Origin of the sequence: Gordonia sp. SMJS1, assembly GCF_029866425.1 — a bacterium.
Classification (GTDB): domain Bacteria; phylum Actinomycetota; class Actinomycetes; order Mycobacteriales; family Mycobacteriaceae; genus Gordonia; species Gordonia hongkongensis.
Map to the genome: position 1 here is coordinate 3672878 of NZ_CP123381.1, position 15488 is coordinate 3688365.

17 protein-coding genes are annotated in these 15488 nt (G+C 67.5%); 6 read left to right on the forward strand and 11 right to left on the reverse strand.

Annotated elements, in window-relative coordinates; all coding sequences use genetic code 11:
• Positions 1-3 precede the first annotated feature (3 nt).
• Complete coding sequence (locus QAD21_RS16795) at positions 4-1155, forward strand: acyl-CoA dehydrogenase family protein (RefSeq protein WP_058252504.1); 1152 nt, start codon at positions 4-6, stop codon at positions 1153-1155.
• A 61-nt stretch (positions 1156-1216) separates the two neighbouring features.
• On the opposite strand, the gene QAD21_RS16800 is transcribed toward QAD21_RS16795, so the two are convergent.
• Complete coding sequence (locus QAD21_RS16800; protein WP_058252503.1) at positions 1217-2005, reverse strand: enoyl-CoA hydratase; 789 nt, start codon at positions 2003-2005, stop codon at positions 1217-1219.
• Between the two features lie 59 nt (positions 2006-2064).
• Between QAD21_RS16800 and QAD21_RS16805 the strand changes: the two genes are divergently transcribed.
• Positions 2065-3150, forward strand: a complete 1086-nt coding sequence (locus tag QAD21_RS16805) for an NADH:flavin oxidoreductase/NADH oxidase (RefSeq protein ID WP_137809053.1) — start codon at positions 2065-2067, stop codon at positions 3148-3150.
• A 62-nt stretch (positions 3151-3212) separates the two neighbouring features.
• Here the strand turns inward: QAD21_RS16805 and QAD21_RS16810 are convergent, their stop codons facing one another.
• Complete coding sequence (locus QAD21_RS16810; RefSeq protein ID WP_065631083.1) at positions 3213-3752, reverse strand: TetR/AcrR family transcriptional regulator; 540 nt, start codon at positions 3750-3752, stop codon at positions 3213-3215.
• Between the two features lie 223 nt (positions 3753-3975).
• Between QAD21_RS16810 and QAD21_RS16815 the strand changes: the two genes are divergently transcribed.
• Together QAD21_RS16815 and QAD21_RS16820 are read left to right on the forward strand one after the other, a co-directional pair.
• Positions 3976-5283, forward strand: coding sequence for a cytochrome P450 (locus QAD21_RS16815; RefSeq protein ID WP_068970920.1), 1308 nt, complete (start codon positions 3976-3978; stop codon positions 5281-5283).
• Positions 5284-5559: 276 nt separating this feature from the next.
• Complete coding sequence (locus QAD21_RS16820) at positions 5560-5895, forward strand: transglycosylase family protein (protein WP_058252500.1); 336 nt, start codon at positions 5560-5562, stop codon at positions 5893-5895.
• A gap of 105 nt (positions 5896-6000) precedes the next feature.
• On the opposite strand, the gene QAD21_RS16825 is transcribed toward QAD21_RS16820, so the two are convergent.
• The gene (locus QAD21_RS16825) at positions 6001-6420 is read right to left on the reverse strand and encodes a hypothetical protein (RefSeq protein ID WP_058252499.1); all 420 of its coding nucleotides are present in this window, start codon (positions 6418-6420) and stop codon (positions 6001-6003) included.
• 149 nt (positions 6421-6569) lie between these two features.
• A complete protein-coding gene (locus tag QAD21_RS16830) occupies positions 6570-6749 on the reverse strand; it encodes a hypothetical protein (protein WP_065631044.1) in 180 nt (59 codons plus the stop codon).
• A 58-nt stretch (positions 6750-6807) separates the two neighbouring features.
• Here QAD21_RS16830 and QAD21_RS16835 point away from each other — a divergent pair, with 58 nt between their 5' ends.
• Positions 6808-7548 (forward strand): guanylate cyclase, encoded by a 741-nt coding sequence (locus QAD21_RS16835; RefSeq protein ID WP_068970918.1) that lies wholly within the window; start codon positions 6808-6810, stop codon positions 7546-7548.
• Positions 7549-7572: 24 nt separating this feature from the next.
• On the opposite strand, the gene QAD21_RS16840 is transcribed toward QAD21_RS16835, so the two are convergent.
• Positions 7573-8175 carry a TetR/AcrR family transcriptional regulator gene (locus QAD21_RS16840; protein WP_068970917.1) on the reverse strand — a complete coding sequence of 201 codons (603 nt, stop codon included), beginning with the start codon at positions 8173-8175 and terminating at the stop codon, positions 7573-7575.
• A gap of 106 nt (positions 8176-8281) precedes the next feature.
• On the opposite strand from QAD21_RS16840, the gene QAD21_RS16845 reads away from it, so the two are divergent.
• The gene (locus tag QAD21_RS16845) at positions 8282-9103 is read left to right on the forward strand and encodes an SDR family NAD(P)-dependent oxidoreductase (protein ID WP_137809055.1); all 822 of its coding nucleotides are present in this window, start codon (positions 8282-8284) and stop codon (positions 9101-9103) included.
• Between the two features lie 18 nt (positions 9104-9121).
• On the opposite strand, the gene urtE is transcribed toward QAD21_RS16845, so the two are convergent.
• From urtE to QAD21_RS16875, 6 genes are all read right to left on the reverse strand, one after another.
• On the reverse strand, positions 9122-9814 hold the full coding sequence (gene urtE / locus QAD21_RS16850; protein ID WP_068970915.1) for an urea ABC transporter ATP-binding subunit UrtE: 693 nt from the start codon (positions 9812-9814) through the stop codon (positions 9122-9124).
• A gap of 3 nt (positions 9815-9817) precedes the next feature.
• Positions 9818-10714 (reverse strand): urea ABC transporter ATP-binding protein UrtD, encoded by an 897-nt coding sequence (urtD, locus tag QAD21_RS16855; protein ID WP_058252493.1) that lies wholly within the window; start codon positions 10712-10714, stop codon positions 9818-9820.
• The gene (gene urtC / locus QAD21_RS16860; protein ID WP_068970914.1) at positions 10711-11823 is read right to left on the reverse strand and encodes an urea ABC transporter permease subunit UrtC; all 1113 of its coding nucleotides are present in this window, start codon (positions 11821-11823) and stop codon (positions 10711-10713) included. The genes urtD and urtC overlap by 4 nt, the downstream gene beginning before the upstream one ends.
• Positions 11820-12707, reverse strand: a complete 888-nt coding sequence (gene urtB, locus QAD21_RS16865; protein WP_058252491.1) for an urea ABC transporter permease subunit UrtB — start codon at positions 12705-12707, stop codon at positions 11820-11822. Before urtB ends, urtC begins: the two co-directional genes overlap by 4 nt.
• 102 nt (positions 12708-12809) lie before the next feature.
• On the reverse strand, positions 12810-14123 hold the full coding sequence (urtA, locus tag QAD21_RS16870; RefSeq protein ID WP_091344393.1) for an urea ABC transporter substrate-binding protein: 1314 nt from the start codon (positions 14121-14123) through the stop codon (positions 12810-12812).
• Between the two features lie 277 nt (positions 14124-14400).
• A complete protein-coding gene (locus QAD21_RS16875) occupies positions 14401-15447 on the reverse strand; it encodes an oxygenase MpaB family protein (protein WP_064571129.1) in 1047 nt (348 codons plus the stop codon).
• Positions 15448-15488: the final 41 nt, after the last annotated feature.

Genomic DNA, 15488 nt, shown 5'->3' on the forward strand with positions numbered 1-15488 from the left:
CCAATGGACTTCACACTCACACCCGAACAGCAACTGCTGTCCGACGGTCTCGACAAGTTCCTCGACGCGCGGTACGACCTGCAGGTCAGCCGCGACGCCGCGAAGGTCGGCGAGGGCTGGCAGCCGAAGATCTGGAAGGCCTTCGTCGAGGACCTCGGGGTCGTCGGCGCCTGTCTGCCGGAGGACATCGGCGGATTCGGCGGCGGCCCCGAAGAGCTGATGGTCGTCACCGAAGCACTCGGGCACGCCCTCGTGGTCGAGCCGTTCGTCGACACGGTCGTGCTCGGTGCGGGCCTGCTGCACGCGACCGGCAACCCGGTCGCCCTCGAGGCCGCCGGTCGCATCGCCGAGGGCGAGGCGCTCAGCGCACTCGCCGCGCTCGAGGACGGCTCGGGCGGGGTCCTCTCCCGCATCGAGACCTCCGCCGACCGGGACGGCGACGAGTGGGTGCTCAACGGCACCAAAGCCGTCGTCACCACGGCGCCGCTCGCCGACTACCTGATCGTCAGCGCCCGCACCGCAGGCGAACCCCACGATCCCGCCGGCGTCTCCCTGTTCCTGATCGATCTCGCCGACGGCGGGCCGACGGGGCTCGAGCTGCACAAGCTGCGCACCATCGACGACCGCCAGGCCGCCGACATCACTTTCACCGACGTGCGCCTGCCCGGCGACGCGCTCATCGCCGACGAAAACGCCATCGAGATCCTCGAGAAGGCGTGGGACACCGCGACCGCCGCGGTCGTCTCCGAGGCGGTCGGCCTGATGCGCAAGGTGTTCACCGACACCGTCGAGTACTCCAAGCAGCGCGAGCAGTTCGGGGTTCCGATCGGCAGCTTCCAGGTGCTGCAGCACCGCATGGTCGACATGCATCTCGAGCTCGAACAGTCGGTCGCCGCACAGTATTTCGCGATCCTGTCCCTCGAGGGCTCCCCGGCGGAACGGGCGGCGGCGGTCTCGGCTGCCAAGGCCACCGTCAGTCGCGCCGCCCGGTTCATCGGCCAGAACGCGGTGCAGTTGCACGGCGGGATGGGGATGACCGAGGAGCTGGCCATCGGCCACTACTTCAAGCGTCTCACCGCCATCGAGTACGAATTCGGCACCGCGGACGCCCATCTCGCCCGTTTCGCGACCGCCACCGCGCAGATCGACGCCTGACCGCATCGTCGAATCGCCACCTCCCGGTTCCGGAGGTGGCGATTCGGCGTTCGGGCCTGACTCAGCTGTCGGTCCAGACCGGCTTCCGCTTCTGCAGGAATGCCGACATGCCCTCCTGCGCATCGCAGGTCATCGCATTGGTCGCCATCGTCTCACCCATCTCGTCATACGCCGCCGACTCGTCGAGCTCGACCTGCCGGTAGAACGCCTGCTTGCCGATCGAGACGGTCCGCGCGCTCGACCCGGCGATGTGCAGAGCCAGTTCCCGCACCGAGTTCGCGAGCTCGTCGTCGTCGACGACACCGCTGAGCAGCCCCCAGTCCGCGGCGGTCCCGGCGTCGATGGGTTCGCCGGTGAGCAGCATGTGCATGGCGCGCTTGCGTCCGATCGCGCGGGACAGCGCGACCATCGGAGTCGAGCAGAACAACCCGATGCGGACGCCCGGCGTGCTGAACCGCGCGCTGCGACCCGCCACCGCCAGATCACATGTCGCGACCAATTGGCACCCCGCCGCGAACGCCATGCCGGCGACTTCGGCGATGACGGGCTGGCGCACCTCGTGGACCGTCCGCATCAGTTCCGTGCACGTCGCGAAGACGGCCCGCTCGTCGTCGAGGGTCCGGTCGACGAGTTCACCGAGGTCGTGCCCGGCGGAGAACGCGGGTCCGAGCGCCCGGATCACGATGACCCGCACGCGCGGATCGTCGTCGAAGTCCCGAAGCGCGACGGTGATGGCGCGCATCGTGCTCGTGGACAACGGGTTACGACGCCGCGCGTCCCCCAGCGTGATCACCCCGAGTGGTTCGGCGATCTCCGTCGACACCGCCTCGTGCAGGATTTGTTCGGTCATGCCCCGACACTATGCAGTGCCGCGGGAATACGACGTCGGATCGATCGTTGTGTCTCGTCGTGACCAGTACCGCGCTCTTCGAACCGATCACCCTCCGCGATGTCGCGATCCCCAACCGGATCTGGCTCGCCCCGATGTGCCAGTACAGCTGCTTCGCCGGCGACGGGGTGCCCACCGACTGGCACCTGACGCATCTCGGTTCCCGAGCTGCCGGCGGCTTCGGACTGATCCTCACCGAGGCGGCGGCCGTGGTGCCCGAAGGCCGGATCAGCGCACACGACGCCGGTCTGTGGAACGACGACCAGGCCGCGGCCTGGGGACGCATCGTCGACTTCGTCCACTCGCAGGGCTCGGTCATCGGCACCCAGCTCGCCCACGCCGGCCGCAAGGCCTCCACCTACGCACCGTTCGACGACCGCTCCGGCGCCATTCCGCTCGACGACGGCGGCTGGACGACATTCGGCCCGTCCGACGTCGCCTTCGAGGGACTGCCCGCCCCCACCGCCATGACGACCGAGCAGATCGCCGAGGTCGTGGACGCGTTCGCACAGGCCGCCCGTCGCGCCGACGACGCCGGGTTCGACGTCGTCGAGATCCACGCGGCGCACGGCTACCTGCTGCATCAGTTCCTCTCCCCGTTCTCGAACCGGCGCACCGACGCCTACGGTGGCGACTTCGAGGGACGTACGAGGCTGACCCTCGAGGTCGTGGACGCGGTCCGCGCGGTGTGGCCGTCGTCGAAGCCGCTGTTCGTCCGGGTGTCCGGCACCGAATGGACCGAGGGTGGGTGGGACGTGGACGACTCCGCCCGTCTCGCCGCCCTCCTCGCCGGCCGCGGTGTCGACCTCGTGGACGTCTCCTCGGGTGGCAACGTCCTCGCCGACATCCCCGTCGGACCCGGCTACCAGGTCGACCTCGCCCGGTCGATCCACCGCCAGTCGGGTGTGCCCACCGCCGCCGTCGGCCTCATCACCGAACCCGATCAGGCCGAGAAGGTCGCCGGCGACGACGACATCACCGCCGTCTTCTTCGGACGCGTCGCGCTGCGGGAGCCGTCGTGGCCGCTGCGCGCCGCACACGAGCTGGGCATCGACAAGCGCGAGGCGCCGTATCCGCCGCAGTACCAACGCGGTTCGTGGCACTGAGCCCGGTCCCCGCTCCCTGAGGAGGCCCGGAGCTTGCGGAGGGCCGTCACGAAGGGTCTGCCTCACACCGGCCGCGGCGTCACCAGCGCGAGGGACGCCGCGGTCGCCGGCTCGATGATCGATGCGAGCGGGGCGCCGGATTCGACGGCACCGGCGGTCAGCTCCCGGAAGCCACCCCACAGGAAGATCGCGCGCTGACGGTCCATCGGCACCACCCCCGCCGCGGCCATCGTCGGGGTCGAGGTGAGGCCGACGAAGAGTTCGATCCACGCTTCCAGGGCCTCGTCCTTGACCGCCTGGGCGGCGCTGCCGAGCGCGGGCAACTCGCGGATCCAGCTCAGCGTGAGACCCGGATACCGCTCACTCGCTGCAACATATGACGACACCGCTTGTCGCACCTGCTCTTCGATGGAGGCTTCCGCATCCACGCGCCGCGCGATCTCGGCGATCATGAACTCGTTGGTCACCGTCAGCAGCGCGAAAAAGCATGACTGCTTGTCGGCGAACTCTTGGTAGAACGACCGCCTCGAGGTCCGCGCGACCCGCACGATGTCGGCGACCGTGGTGTCGCGGTAACCCGCCTCGACGATGCACTCGAGCATCGCCGCGAGCAGCCGGTCCCGGCTCGATGCGCCCGCCGGCGAGGTCAACCAGGGCGCCGGGAGCGAAGCGCGCGGGCCCGATCCAGCAGGCGCCGGGAGCGAAGCAAGCGGGCCCGATCCAGTCACGCCTTCGAGCATAGGCCCTTGTCTCGACCGGTACGTGAGCGTACCGTCGGGTGGTACGTAGACGTACCACCCGCTGCGGCGAGAGGACCCCACACCCGTGAACACTCCGACCCTGAGCGGTGAGGCGGTGCTGCCGCCCACCACGTCGATCCCGTCCACCATCCAGGGGCTCGGCGCGGTCGTGTCGCGGCGACACTTCTTTCGATATCTCCACGACCGGCACGGCTCGGCCTTCACCGTGAACCTGCCCGTCTTCGGCCCTTCCGTCGTCATCTCCGATGCCGCGATGGCGCGCGAGCTGTTCACCGCCGGCGACCAGGTCGAGAACGTCCAGCCCAACCTCGGCCGCATACTCGGCACCGGATCGATGTTCGCGCTGGAGGGCGCCCGACACCGCGCCCGGCGCAAACTGCTCACCCCGCCGTTGCACGGCAAGCCGATTCGGTCGTACGAACAGATGGTGGTCGACGAGGTTCGCGCCGAATCAGCGTCCTGGCCCACCGGGATCGAATTCGCCTCCATCGAACCGATGATGCGCATCACCCTGAACGTCATCCTCCGCGCGGTTTTCGGCGCCGAGGGCAGCGAGCTGGACCGACTCCGCGACATGATCCCACCGATGGTGACCGTCGGTTCGCGCGCCGCGACGGTACCGCCACTCCCACGCCTCCTCCGCCCGATCGACCCCAATCACCGGTACGCGCGACGCAATGCCGAATACCGAGCTTATGTCGGCGGGCTGATCACCAAGGCGCGCAACGACTCTCACCTGGATGAGCGCACCGACATCCTTGCCATCATGCTGCGCAGCACCTACGACGACGGCAGTCCGATGACCGACGACGAGATCGCCGAGGAACTGGCCACGATGCTCGCCGCCGGACACGAGACCACGGCGACGACCCTCGCGTGGGCGCTCGAGCGCTTGCGCCGGCACCCCGAGGTGGTGCGCGAACTGGTGGCCGAGGTGGACGCCGGCGGCTCCGACTACCGCCACGCCACCATCCTGGAGGTCCAGCGCAGCCGACCCGTCATCGACTTCGCCGGCCGGCACGTCGTCGCCGACCATCTCGACCTCGGCGAGTGGCGGATCCCGAAGGGATACAACGTCCTCGTGTCGATCGCCCTGCTCCACGACGACAGCAGCGAATTCGCCCGGCCCGAGGTCTTCGACCCGACCCGTTTCCTGGGCACCAAGCCTCCGTCGGCCTGGCTGCCGTTCGGCGGCGGCACAAGGCGGTGCATCGGGGCGGCATTCGCGACCATGGAGATGGACGTGACCCTGCGGACACTGCTGGCGGACTTCGAACTGATGCCGACCAGCGCCAGGTCCGAACGCTGGTTCTCGCGCGGGGTGGCGTATGCCCCGTCCCGCGGTGGTCGTATCGCTGTCGTTCCGCGCTGACCCCAGCTCGACGCCCGGGGCCGACGTGACGGGCCACACATTCACGCTGTGACCTTCGTCATCGAACGCGGCCGAACATCGGCGACGGCGAGCCCCCGCCGAATTGCGGTATGCGCTGCGAATTCGCCGTAAAGCTAACAGCGTTATCCCGGCGTTATTCGAATCGCCCAGGTCACGGGCTTGACGTGACCAAGCCGTTACCCAACCCGTATGGTCGCCCACGGTCCGAGATCAACCGCCCTGCCAACCCCGGGGTGGTGAGGAGGAACGAAGACCATGCGAATGACCAAGACCCACATGACCAAGCTCGTCGCCCGCGCCGCCATCGTCGGCGCACTGACTGCCGCCCCCTTCGGGATGCTGGCGTCCACCGCGCACGCAGCAGGCGGCAACTGGGACGCGGTCGCTCAATGCGAGAGCGGCGGCAACTGGGCCATCAACACCGGCAACGGCTACTACGGTGGCCTCCAGTTCTCGATGAGCACCTGGCAGGCCAACGGCGGAACCGGTAACCCGGCCGACGCCTCCCGCGAGGAGCAGATCCGCGTCGCGGAGAACGTGCTCGCCACCCAGGGCCCCGGCGCCTGGCCGGTGTGCGGCGCCAACCTCTGACGCAGGCACCGGCGCAGCACGTGCCGTGAGGCCGTGCAGTCGTCGACACGACGAGGCCGGCGGGTCCTTTCCAGGACTCGCCGGCCTTGTTGCGTCTGCCGCTGTCTACGGCGTGGGCGCGGCGTCGTCGCCGCTGTCCCCGATCGTCGTGTCCAACGCACTCACCGCGATGCCGTACGGCAGGAACCGCACGTTGCGTCGCGGATCGGTGTTGGTCTTGTTGGCGCGTAGGGCCTCGAGTTCGGTGGCGTAGACCTGCTCGACGCGGGCACCGCCGTCGTCGTCGACGACGAACACCGCCCAGACACCCGAGCCGGCCTCACCGGTGGTCTCCTCACGGGGCTTGGTGCGAGTGCGGCCGCGGGCGGCCTCGTCGAAGAACATCGAGAAGGCTGCCGGTCCGGCCTGCCCCTCGAAGAGCTTGCCGAACACGTCACGCAGTCCGTCACCGGCCTCGCGCGCAAATCGGTCGAAGTCCTCGGGGCCGAAATTGAACGGTCCGCCGGAGCCGCTGTTGTCGGTCATGATGTTCCTTCCTCCGGCCACCCTGACGAGCCGCCGGTCAACGCTGTCCAGTGTCCTCAGGAATCAGTGGCTCCGCCACTCCGGTCCTCAGGAATCAGTGGCTCCGCCACTCCGGTCCTCAGGAATCAGTGGCTCCGCCACTCCGGTCCTCAGGAATCAGCGGTTCCGCCACCCGCAGTCTCCGTCTCGTCGAGCCGCTGATGGAGGCGTGCCCGGACATCGTCGGCCGAATAGGACTTCCGCTGCCGCTGGTCACGCGCGACCATCACCCCGCCGGTGGCCACCCCGACCGCGCCCGCCAATCCCAGCCATTTCCACAGGTTCCTCATGCGGGCAGGATAGGTCGCGCGGGCGTCGTGCGTGCTCCGGACGCATTAGCCTGCTCTCGTGCCCACCAGCAGAATTCTCCTCGGCCGAGACCGCGCCGACGCCGGCATCTCGTTGACCGACGCACTCGACGCCACCCGCACCGGCGACATCTGGCTCTTCCGCGGCCATTCCGGACCGGACCGGGCCATCCGCACCCTGACCAACGCTCCCGTGAACCATGTCGCGATGGCGGTCTGCATCGACGATCTGCCACCGCTGCTGTGGCACGCAGAGCTCGGCGATCGGCTGACCGACGTGTGGACCGGATCGAATCATCGCGGCGTGCAGCTACACGACGCTCGAGAAGCCGCGGAGCAGTGGATGATCCGCTACAAGCAGGCGTGCTGGTTCCGACAGCTCACGCCGGAGGTCTCCCCGGATCAGGAGAACGCTCTCCTCAAGGTGATCGCCGAACTCGACGGGACGCCGTTCCCGACCACCGCGCGCCTGGCCGGCCGGTGGTTTCGCGGCCGGGTGCCCAACTCGACCGAACTCGTCCGGGGCATCCCCTACCTCGACCGCAAGGTCCGTCAACGACGCGACGAACGGCAGCAGCGGAAAAGCCAGAACACCGAGGGCGTCGGATTAGAAGCCGCCTACTGCGCCGAGGTGGTGGCCATCACCTATCGGGAGATGGGCATCCTCGACGCGTCCAAGGACTCCAACTGGTTCGACCCCGGGCGATTCTGGAGCGGCGACGATCTCCCCCTCCACGCGCCGCACGAACTCACCCCCGAGATCGGAGTCCGGCTGGACTGACGACGGCGCGGACCGGGCCGACCGTCATCTCCCTCCGAAGGCCCGGAGCGTCGCCTCGACGAGTGCGTCGGCGTAGATGTCGGTCAGCGGGCCGCTGCGGTGCAACCACCGCTGGAACAACGGGGCGTAGAGCATCTCCAGAAACAGGTCGAGGTCGGTGTCGGGGGGCAGCTGGCCCGCCCGCTCGGCCGTGCGAAGCCGAGCCTTCTTGGCGTCGTCCAGCGGTCGCGACAGCTTCTCCCGGTACTCCGCCGCAAGGTCGGCGTCATTCGCGATCTCCGTGTTCACCGCCCGGATCAGGCGATCGAAGGACGGATCGGCGAACTCTGCCACCGTCTCCCGCATGACCTGTTTCAGGTCCGCCTCGAGATCTCCGGTGTCCGGCAGTTCGACCGACTGCCCGTCGGCCCCCTCGCTCAGCGCGAGCACCGCTGCGAAGACGACCGCGCTCTTCGACGGCCACCGTCGATAGATCGTCTGTTTGCCGACACCGGCCCGGGCCGCGATCGCCTCCACCGTGACCTTGTCGTACGACTGCTCCACGACCAGGGCTCGGGTCGCTTCGAGGATCACCTGGCGAGACCGCTCTCTGCGGCGTGAGTGATCGGGACCTGCAGCTGTCGTCATGGGTCGAGCCTAGTTCACGAAACGAGACGTTGCGTTTGACAAGCGAGGCGGACATGGCCATAGCCATTCTGAGACGGACCGTTCCGTTAACTTAGGAGGAAATTCGATGATCGACGCACGGGTCTGGTTCATCACCGGCGCATCCCGCGGACTCGGACGCGCGTTCACCGAAGCGGCACTTGCCGCCGGCGACGAGGTCGTGGCCGTCGCCCGCAACATCGAACCGCTGGCGTCGCTGGCCACGCGACATCCCGATCAACTCCATCCCCTGTCGCTCGACGTCACGGACCGGCAGGCCGTGTTCGACGGCGTCGAGACAGCGGTCGCGGCGTTCGGCCGACTCGACATCGTCGTCAACAACGCCGGCGGAATGCTCTACGGGATGGTCGAGGAGGCCACCGAGGCCCAGATCAGGGCGCACCTCGACCTGAACTTCTTCGGTGCCGTCTGGGTCGCGCAAGCCGTGCTGCCCCACCTGCGCGCCGGCGGCGGCGGACGCCTGCTGCAGGTGACGTCGATGGGCAGCGGCGGAGGAATGGCCACCGTCGGCTTCTACGGAGCGGGCAAGGCCGCGCTCGACTCGGTCAGTGAGGCGCTGGCGATGGAGGCCGAGCAATTCGGCGTCAAGGTCACCATCCTGCAGATGGGCGGTTACGACACCGGGTTGTTCACTGCCGGTACGACGAACACCGAACCGATGCCGGAGTATCGGGACCTGCGAGCCGAGATGGAATCGTCGTGGGGTGACGACGCCGGACCGCCGCCGACCACGGCCGCCCCGGTCATCCTGGAACTCGTGGCGCTCCCCGACCCGCCTCGGCGCCTGATCGTCGGCAGCCAGTCGTTCGACCACGTGCTCGAGATGGACCGCGCACGTGACAGGGACTACCACAAGTGGGAGCACCTCAGCCGGCAGGCGCCCGGCTGAGGTGGCCCGCGCGTCGTACTAGATCGTCATCGCCTCGCGCACAGCACTTTCGGCGGCCGTACCACCCTCACCCGACGACGTCACGCGGCCGCTCTCCAGCACGTAGTACCGCTGCGCCGCCTCGAGGGCGAACCCGATGTGCTGTTCGACGAGGAGTACGCCCAGCCCACCGCGCTGCGTCAGCGTGGTGATGGTCTGCTCGATCTCGGCGACGACCGACGGCTGGATGCCCTCGGTCGGCTCGTCGAGGATGAGCATCCGCGGCTCGGTGATGAGCGCGCGCGCGATCGCCAGCTGCTGACGCTGGCCGCCGGACAACAGGCCGGCGCGTCGTCCCAGCAATTCCTTGAGTGCCGGGAACATGTCCAGCATCTCGGCGACCAGCTCCTTGCCGCGTTTGCGGCCGTCGGCCACCACCTGCAGGTTCTCGGCGGTGGTGAGATGGCCGAAACTCTGCTGCCCCTGGGGCACGTAGGCGATACCGTGCCCGACCCGTACGCTCGGACGCGCCCGGGTGATGTCGACGCCGTCGAACGTGATGGTGCCCTTGGTGGTCTTCACCAACCCGACGGCCGCGCGGAGCAGGGTCGTCTTCCCGGCCCCGTTGTGTCCCATCACCGCGACGACGCCGTCGGTCGGTACCTCGATGTCGACCCCGTGGATCACCTCGGTCCGACCGTAGCCCGCATGGACTCCGGAGATCTTCAGCATGGTTCAGCCCTTCTCCGTGATCGGTTGCGTTGCAGCCGCGCTCGCCGAAGTCGCAGTCGTGTCGGAGTCGACCTCGGCGGCGATCTCCTCGAGTTCTTCACCGCCGGCCGCGGTCCCGAGGTACACCTCCTGGACCTTCGGGTTCGCCTGGACCTCGGCGACCGTGCCCTCGGCGAGCACCCGACCCCGCGCGAGCACGGTGACCGATGTCGCGAAGGACCTCATGAAGTCCATGTCGTGCTCGACGACCACGACGGTGCGCTCACCGCCGATGCGGCGCAACAGGTTCCCGGTCTCCTCACGCTCTTCGTGGCTCATCCCGGCGACCGGCTCGTCCAGCAGCAGCACCGAGGCGTTCTGCACCAGCAGCATCCCGATCTCGAGCCATTGCTTCTGACCATGGGCCAGTACGCCCGCGGGTGTGTCGGCCAGGTCCTGCAGGCCGATGGTTTCGAGCGCCTCGGCGATCGAGTCGGGGATCTGCGTCGGTCGACGCCGCAGCATCGTCCACACCGAACGCCCGGCGCCCGCGGCGATATCGAGGTTCTGCAGCACACTCAGTTCCTCGAAGACGCTCGCGGTCTGGAAGGTCCGGCCCACCCCGAGCCGCGCGATCTGGTGCACCTTCTTGCCGACCAGTTCGACACCGGACTTCTGGATCGAACCGGTGGACTTCACCAGGCCGGTGATGGCGTCGATGATGGTGGTCTTGCCGGCACCGTTCGGACCGATCAGGAACCGCAGATCACCCTGCAGCAGTGTGAGATCCACGTCGGAGACGGCCTTGAAACCGTCGAACTCCACGCTGAGACCGCGCACCTGGAGGTAGTCGCTGTCCATCCCGGCGTTGCCGCCGGCGACCGGCGGGTGCCCGACGACCGTCGATTCTGCTTCGGTCATGACGACGCTCCTACCTTGCTGCTGGTGTGTTCGTCGATGTCGCCGGTCGGGGACGAATCCGGCGCTCTCTTCCGGCGCCACTTGACCAGTGCCCCCAGGCCGGCCAGCCCGGCCGGGAAGAACCCGACGACCACGATGAACAGGATTCCCTGCGCATAAGTCCAGCCGGACGGGAAGCTCTCCGACAGACTGGTCTGCGCCCAGGCCACCGCGATGGCGCCGAGGACCGGGCCGAGAAGCGTTGTGCGCCCGCCGATGGCGACGCCGATCAGGAAGGCGATCGACGGCACGATCCCGACGTCGGCGGGCGAGATGATGCCGACGATGGGAACGAACATGGCCCCCGCGATGCTCGCGAACAACGCCGCGATGGCGTAGGCGACGACCTTGGTGTTGGCCGGGTCGTAGCCGAGGAACCGGACCCGCTCCTCCTGGTCGCGGACGGCGACCAGCAGTTCGCCGTACCGGCTGTACATCAGCTGACGGGTGATCGCCACGACGGCGAGCAGGATGGCCGCGGTGATGAAGAACAGCAGCTGCCGGTTCACCGGGTCGTTCAGGGCGAGCCCGAAGAAGCTGCGAAAACGGTTGAGGCCGTTGCTGCCACCGGTGGTCTGCTGACCGATGAGCAGGATCGCGAAGGCGGCGGCCAGCGCCTGGGACAGGATGGCGAAGTAGGCACCCTTGACGCGCCGTTTGAACACGCCGAGACCCAGCAGGATCGCCAGCAACGTCGGTACCAGCAGGATGCCCAGGATCGTCACCACCGGTGAGGCGAAGGGCTTCCAGTACCCCGGCAGTTCGCTGATCCCGGCAATCTGCATGAAGTCGGGCACGTCGTCGCCGCGCAATTCCGCGTCGGAGATCTTCAGGTGCATGGCCATGATGTACGCACCCAGCCCGAAGTACACACCCTGGCCGAGGGTGAGCATGCCACCACGACCCCAGGCCAGGCCGATGCCCACCGCGACGATGCCGAAGCAGAGGAACTTGCCGAGCAGGTTGAGACGGAAGTCCGAGAGGACGGCGGGCGCGACCGCGAACAACAGGATGGCGGCGACGCCGAAGCCCGCCCAGACCTTCCAGGAACTGCTGAAATAGTCCTTCACACAAGACTCCTCGACTGGACCGTGAACAGCCCCTGCGGCCGGATCTGCAGGAAGATCACGATGATGACGAACACGGCGACCTTCGCCACCGACGCCGTCGTGTTGTATTCGATGAACGAGTTCAGGACGCCGAGCGCGATGGCCGCGATGACCGCGCCCTTGATCTGGCCCAGCCCGCCGATCACGACGACCAGGAATGCGTCGATCAGATAGGTCATCCCGGTGTTCGAGCTGGTGGATCCGATCAACGTCAGTGCGACCCCGGCGATGCCGGCGAGTCCCGAACCGATGAAGAACGTCGTGATGTCGGTTCGGCGGCTGGAGATCCCGCTCGTCTCGGCGAGATCCCGGTGCTGGACGACGGCGCGGATGCGCCGACCCATCGGCGTGTACTTCATGGTCACCGCGATCGCGGTGACCGCGACGATGGCCAGCAGCATGATGAACAGGCGCGTCTTCGGGACGACCGCGCCGAGGATGTCGACGCCGCCGGACAACCACGACGGTGCGACGACGTCGACCGCCGGCGCGCCGAAGATGTCGCGGGCGAGCTGCTGGAGGATCAATCCGACACCGAACGTCACCAGGAGTGTGTCCAGTGGGCGGTCGTACATCCGCTTGATCAGGGTGACCTCGAGGAGAACGCCCATCAGGCCGCCGACGAGGAACCCGATGACGAGCGAGACCAGCAGGGACACCCCGGCATTGGAGATCAGGTATTCCTGCACCGTGTACGCGGTGTAGGACCCGGCCATGATGAACGACCCGTGGGCCATGTTGATCACGCCCATCTGACCGAAGGTCAGGGACAGGCCGAGAGCTGCGAGAAGCAGGATCGAACCGAGACTGAGCCCGGTGAAGAGCTGTCCGATAACGGTTTCCACGTGTCTATCCGTTCGTCGTCGGCGAGTGCCGCGTTCGCCGGGAGGGACCGTGCGCGACCCGTCCCGCGTCGCCGGAGGACGCGGGACGGGTCGTCGACGGTGTCAGTTGCTCAGGCCCTCGGCCCACGGGTACGACTTCAGGTAGGGGTCCGGCTCGATCGGCTGACCCGAATCCCACACCGTGTAGATCAGTCCGTCGCCACGGATCTCACCGATGCGCGCGGTCTTGGTGATGTGGTTGTTCTCGCCGTCGATCGTGACGAGGCCCTCCGGAGCGTCGAAAGTGACTCCGCCGGCAGCCTTCTGGACGTCGGCGACGGCGAACGACTGGGCCTTCTCGACGGTGTTCTTCCACAGGTAGACCGAGACGTAGGCGGCCTCCATCGGGTCGGAGGTCGGCTTGTTGGCGCCGTATGCGGCCTTGTAGTCACGGACGAACGAGGCGTTCACCGGGTTGTCGACGGTCTGGTAGTAGTCCCACGCGACCAGCTGGCCCTCGATGTTGTCCACACCGATACCGCCGACCTCTTCCTCCGCGATGGACACCGAGACGACCGGCATGGCCTGCGGGGTCAGGCCGACGTTCTTGTACTCGCGGAAGAACGCGACGTTGGAATCGCCGTTGAGAGTGTTGAACACGGCGTCGGCGTCGGCGGTACGGACCTTGTTGACGATCGTCGAGAAGTCCGTCGAACCGAGCGGGGTGTAGTCCTCGCCCTTGATCTCGATGCCGTTGGCCTCCGCGTACGCCTTGATGACACGGTTGGCCGTCTGCGGGAAGACATAGTCGCTACCGACGAGGTAGAGCGACTTCACGCCCTCCTCTTTCAGGTACTCCAGGGCCGGCACGATCTGCTGGTTCGTCGTGGCGCCGGTGTAGAAGATGTTCGGCGACGACTCCAGGCCCTCGTACTGCACCGGGTAGTACAGCAGCGAGTTGTTGTCCTCGAAGACCGGCAGCATGGCCTTGCGGCTCGACGACGTCCAACCGCCGAACACCGCTGCGACGCAATCACTCGAGATCAGCTTCTCGGCCTTCTCCGCGAAGATCGTCGGCTCGGAGGCCCCGTCCTCGCCGATGAGCTGAATCTGTTTGCCCAGCACTCCGCCGTTGTCGTTGATCTGATCGACGGCGAGCTTGATCGAGTCACGCACGGTGACCTCGGAGATCGCCATGGTGCCCGACAGCGAGTTCAGCGAGCCGACCTTGATGGTGCTCCCGGAGGTGTCGACACACGATTCGGCGCTCGATGCCGATTCCTCGCTGGCCGAACTGCCACAGGCGCTCAGGACCAGCGCCACCGCGGACAGCGCCGCGGGGACCAGGATGCCGTACCGCCGACGGCGTGACCGGGTCGGGGCGGACGGCGGGATGTCCGCCGGCGGGGGGCCGGGCGGCAACGGAACAGACGGCATCGGCGAAGCCTTTCTCATTACGTCTCAGGTCCACTCAGATGGGGGCACGACGAACACGCGGCCTGTCACCGCGTGACCCCCGATGAGATACGCGTCGCAAGCCTTGCGATCTGGCGTATGGGAGGTAAACGTAAATTGACTTTGTTACACCGGCGTGACGTGAGATGAAATCGATGTTTCCGCTTCCGGACCCGCCGTCACGATCTGATGCCGGCGAATTCCGTTGCCTTCATTGGAGTTTCGGAGCGACCCGGTTTGACACGAGCGCCCACAGCGGCTAACGGGCGAACGAGGCCTCGATTTCGGCACGGGTACGCTCGGGGTCAGATCCGAGTTCATAGCGCGGAAGCGTGTGCGGCACCGTCGTCCCGTGCGCCACGCGACGACGAGCGGCCGCGAACTCCGGCGCCTCCCCCATCGTCAGGTGGGCGGAGTTGATCAGACCCCACACCGCACTCCGGCGCGCACGCCGTTCGACCGGATTGGGCGGGCGGTACATGATGAGCTGCTGGGCCCAGCGGGGCATCGTGTCACGGATCGCCCAGTCCACGGCGCCCTGGGCCGGGTTGCGTACGTTCAACCCGGTGGCCATCGCATTGCCATGTGTCAGTGCGAGTTTCGGCAGGTACTCGGCCAAGCAGGTGAGGGTGTCGGCTTTGGTCGTGGGCAGGTCGGTCCCACCCAGCGCGTGACCGACGCGCACGAATTCCCGGTAATAGCCGTCGAGTTCGGCGCCCCGCAGCGGCTGCGGGTGGTAGATCTCGTGCGCGGTGGCGATACCCCAGACGACGGTGGCATAGTTCCAGCGAAGCCAGGCCGGATCGTCGGCGTCGTAGGCCGCACCGTCGGGCCGGACACCTTTGATGGTGTGGTGCATCGCGCGTACCGTCCGCGCCAGTCGCTCGGCGGACTCGGTCGAGCCGTACGCGGTCCCCATGAAGAAGGCCAGCGAGTGCCCGAGTCTGGTCATCGCGCCGTCGGGATCGATGGACAGGGTCGGGGTTCCGTCCTCGCGGCGCCGGACCAGCCGCGAGTGCTGCACACCCATCCAGAAGATGCTCGGGTCGAGACGCTCCAGGTACGACGCACACTGCAGACCGAAGATGAGCGCGGGCGTGTGCGAATGGACGTACCAGGTCGCGCTGCCCGGGCCGAACCAACCCGGATCGCCGGCCGGCTTCTCGAAGTCCATCCCGCGGAAGAACTTCGCTCGGACGTGGGCGTCGAACTTGCCGTTCAGCCAGGACCCGACGAACTCGTGCGGGAGGGGAACCGGAATCCAGTCGGTCGACGGCAGTCGGAGAGGAGCCATGGACACAGTCATCTACAGACCTTCCGCTCGGGTCGACCATTGGTCACGGTCGT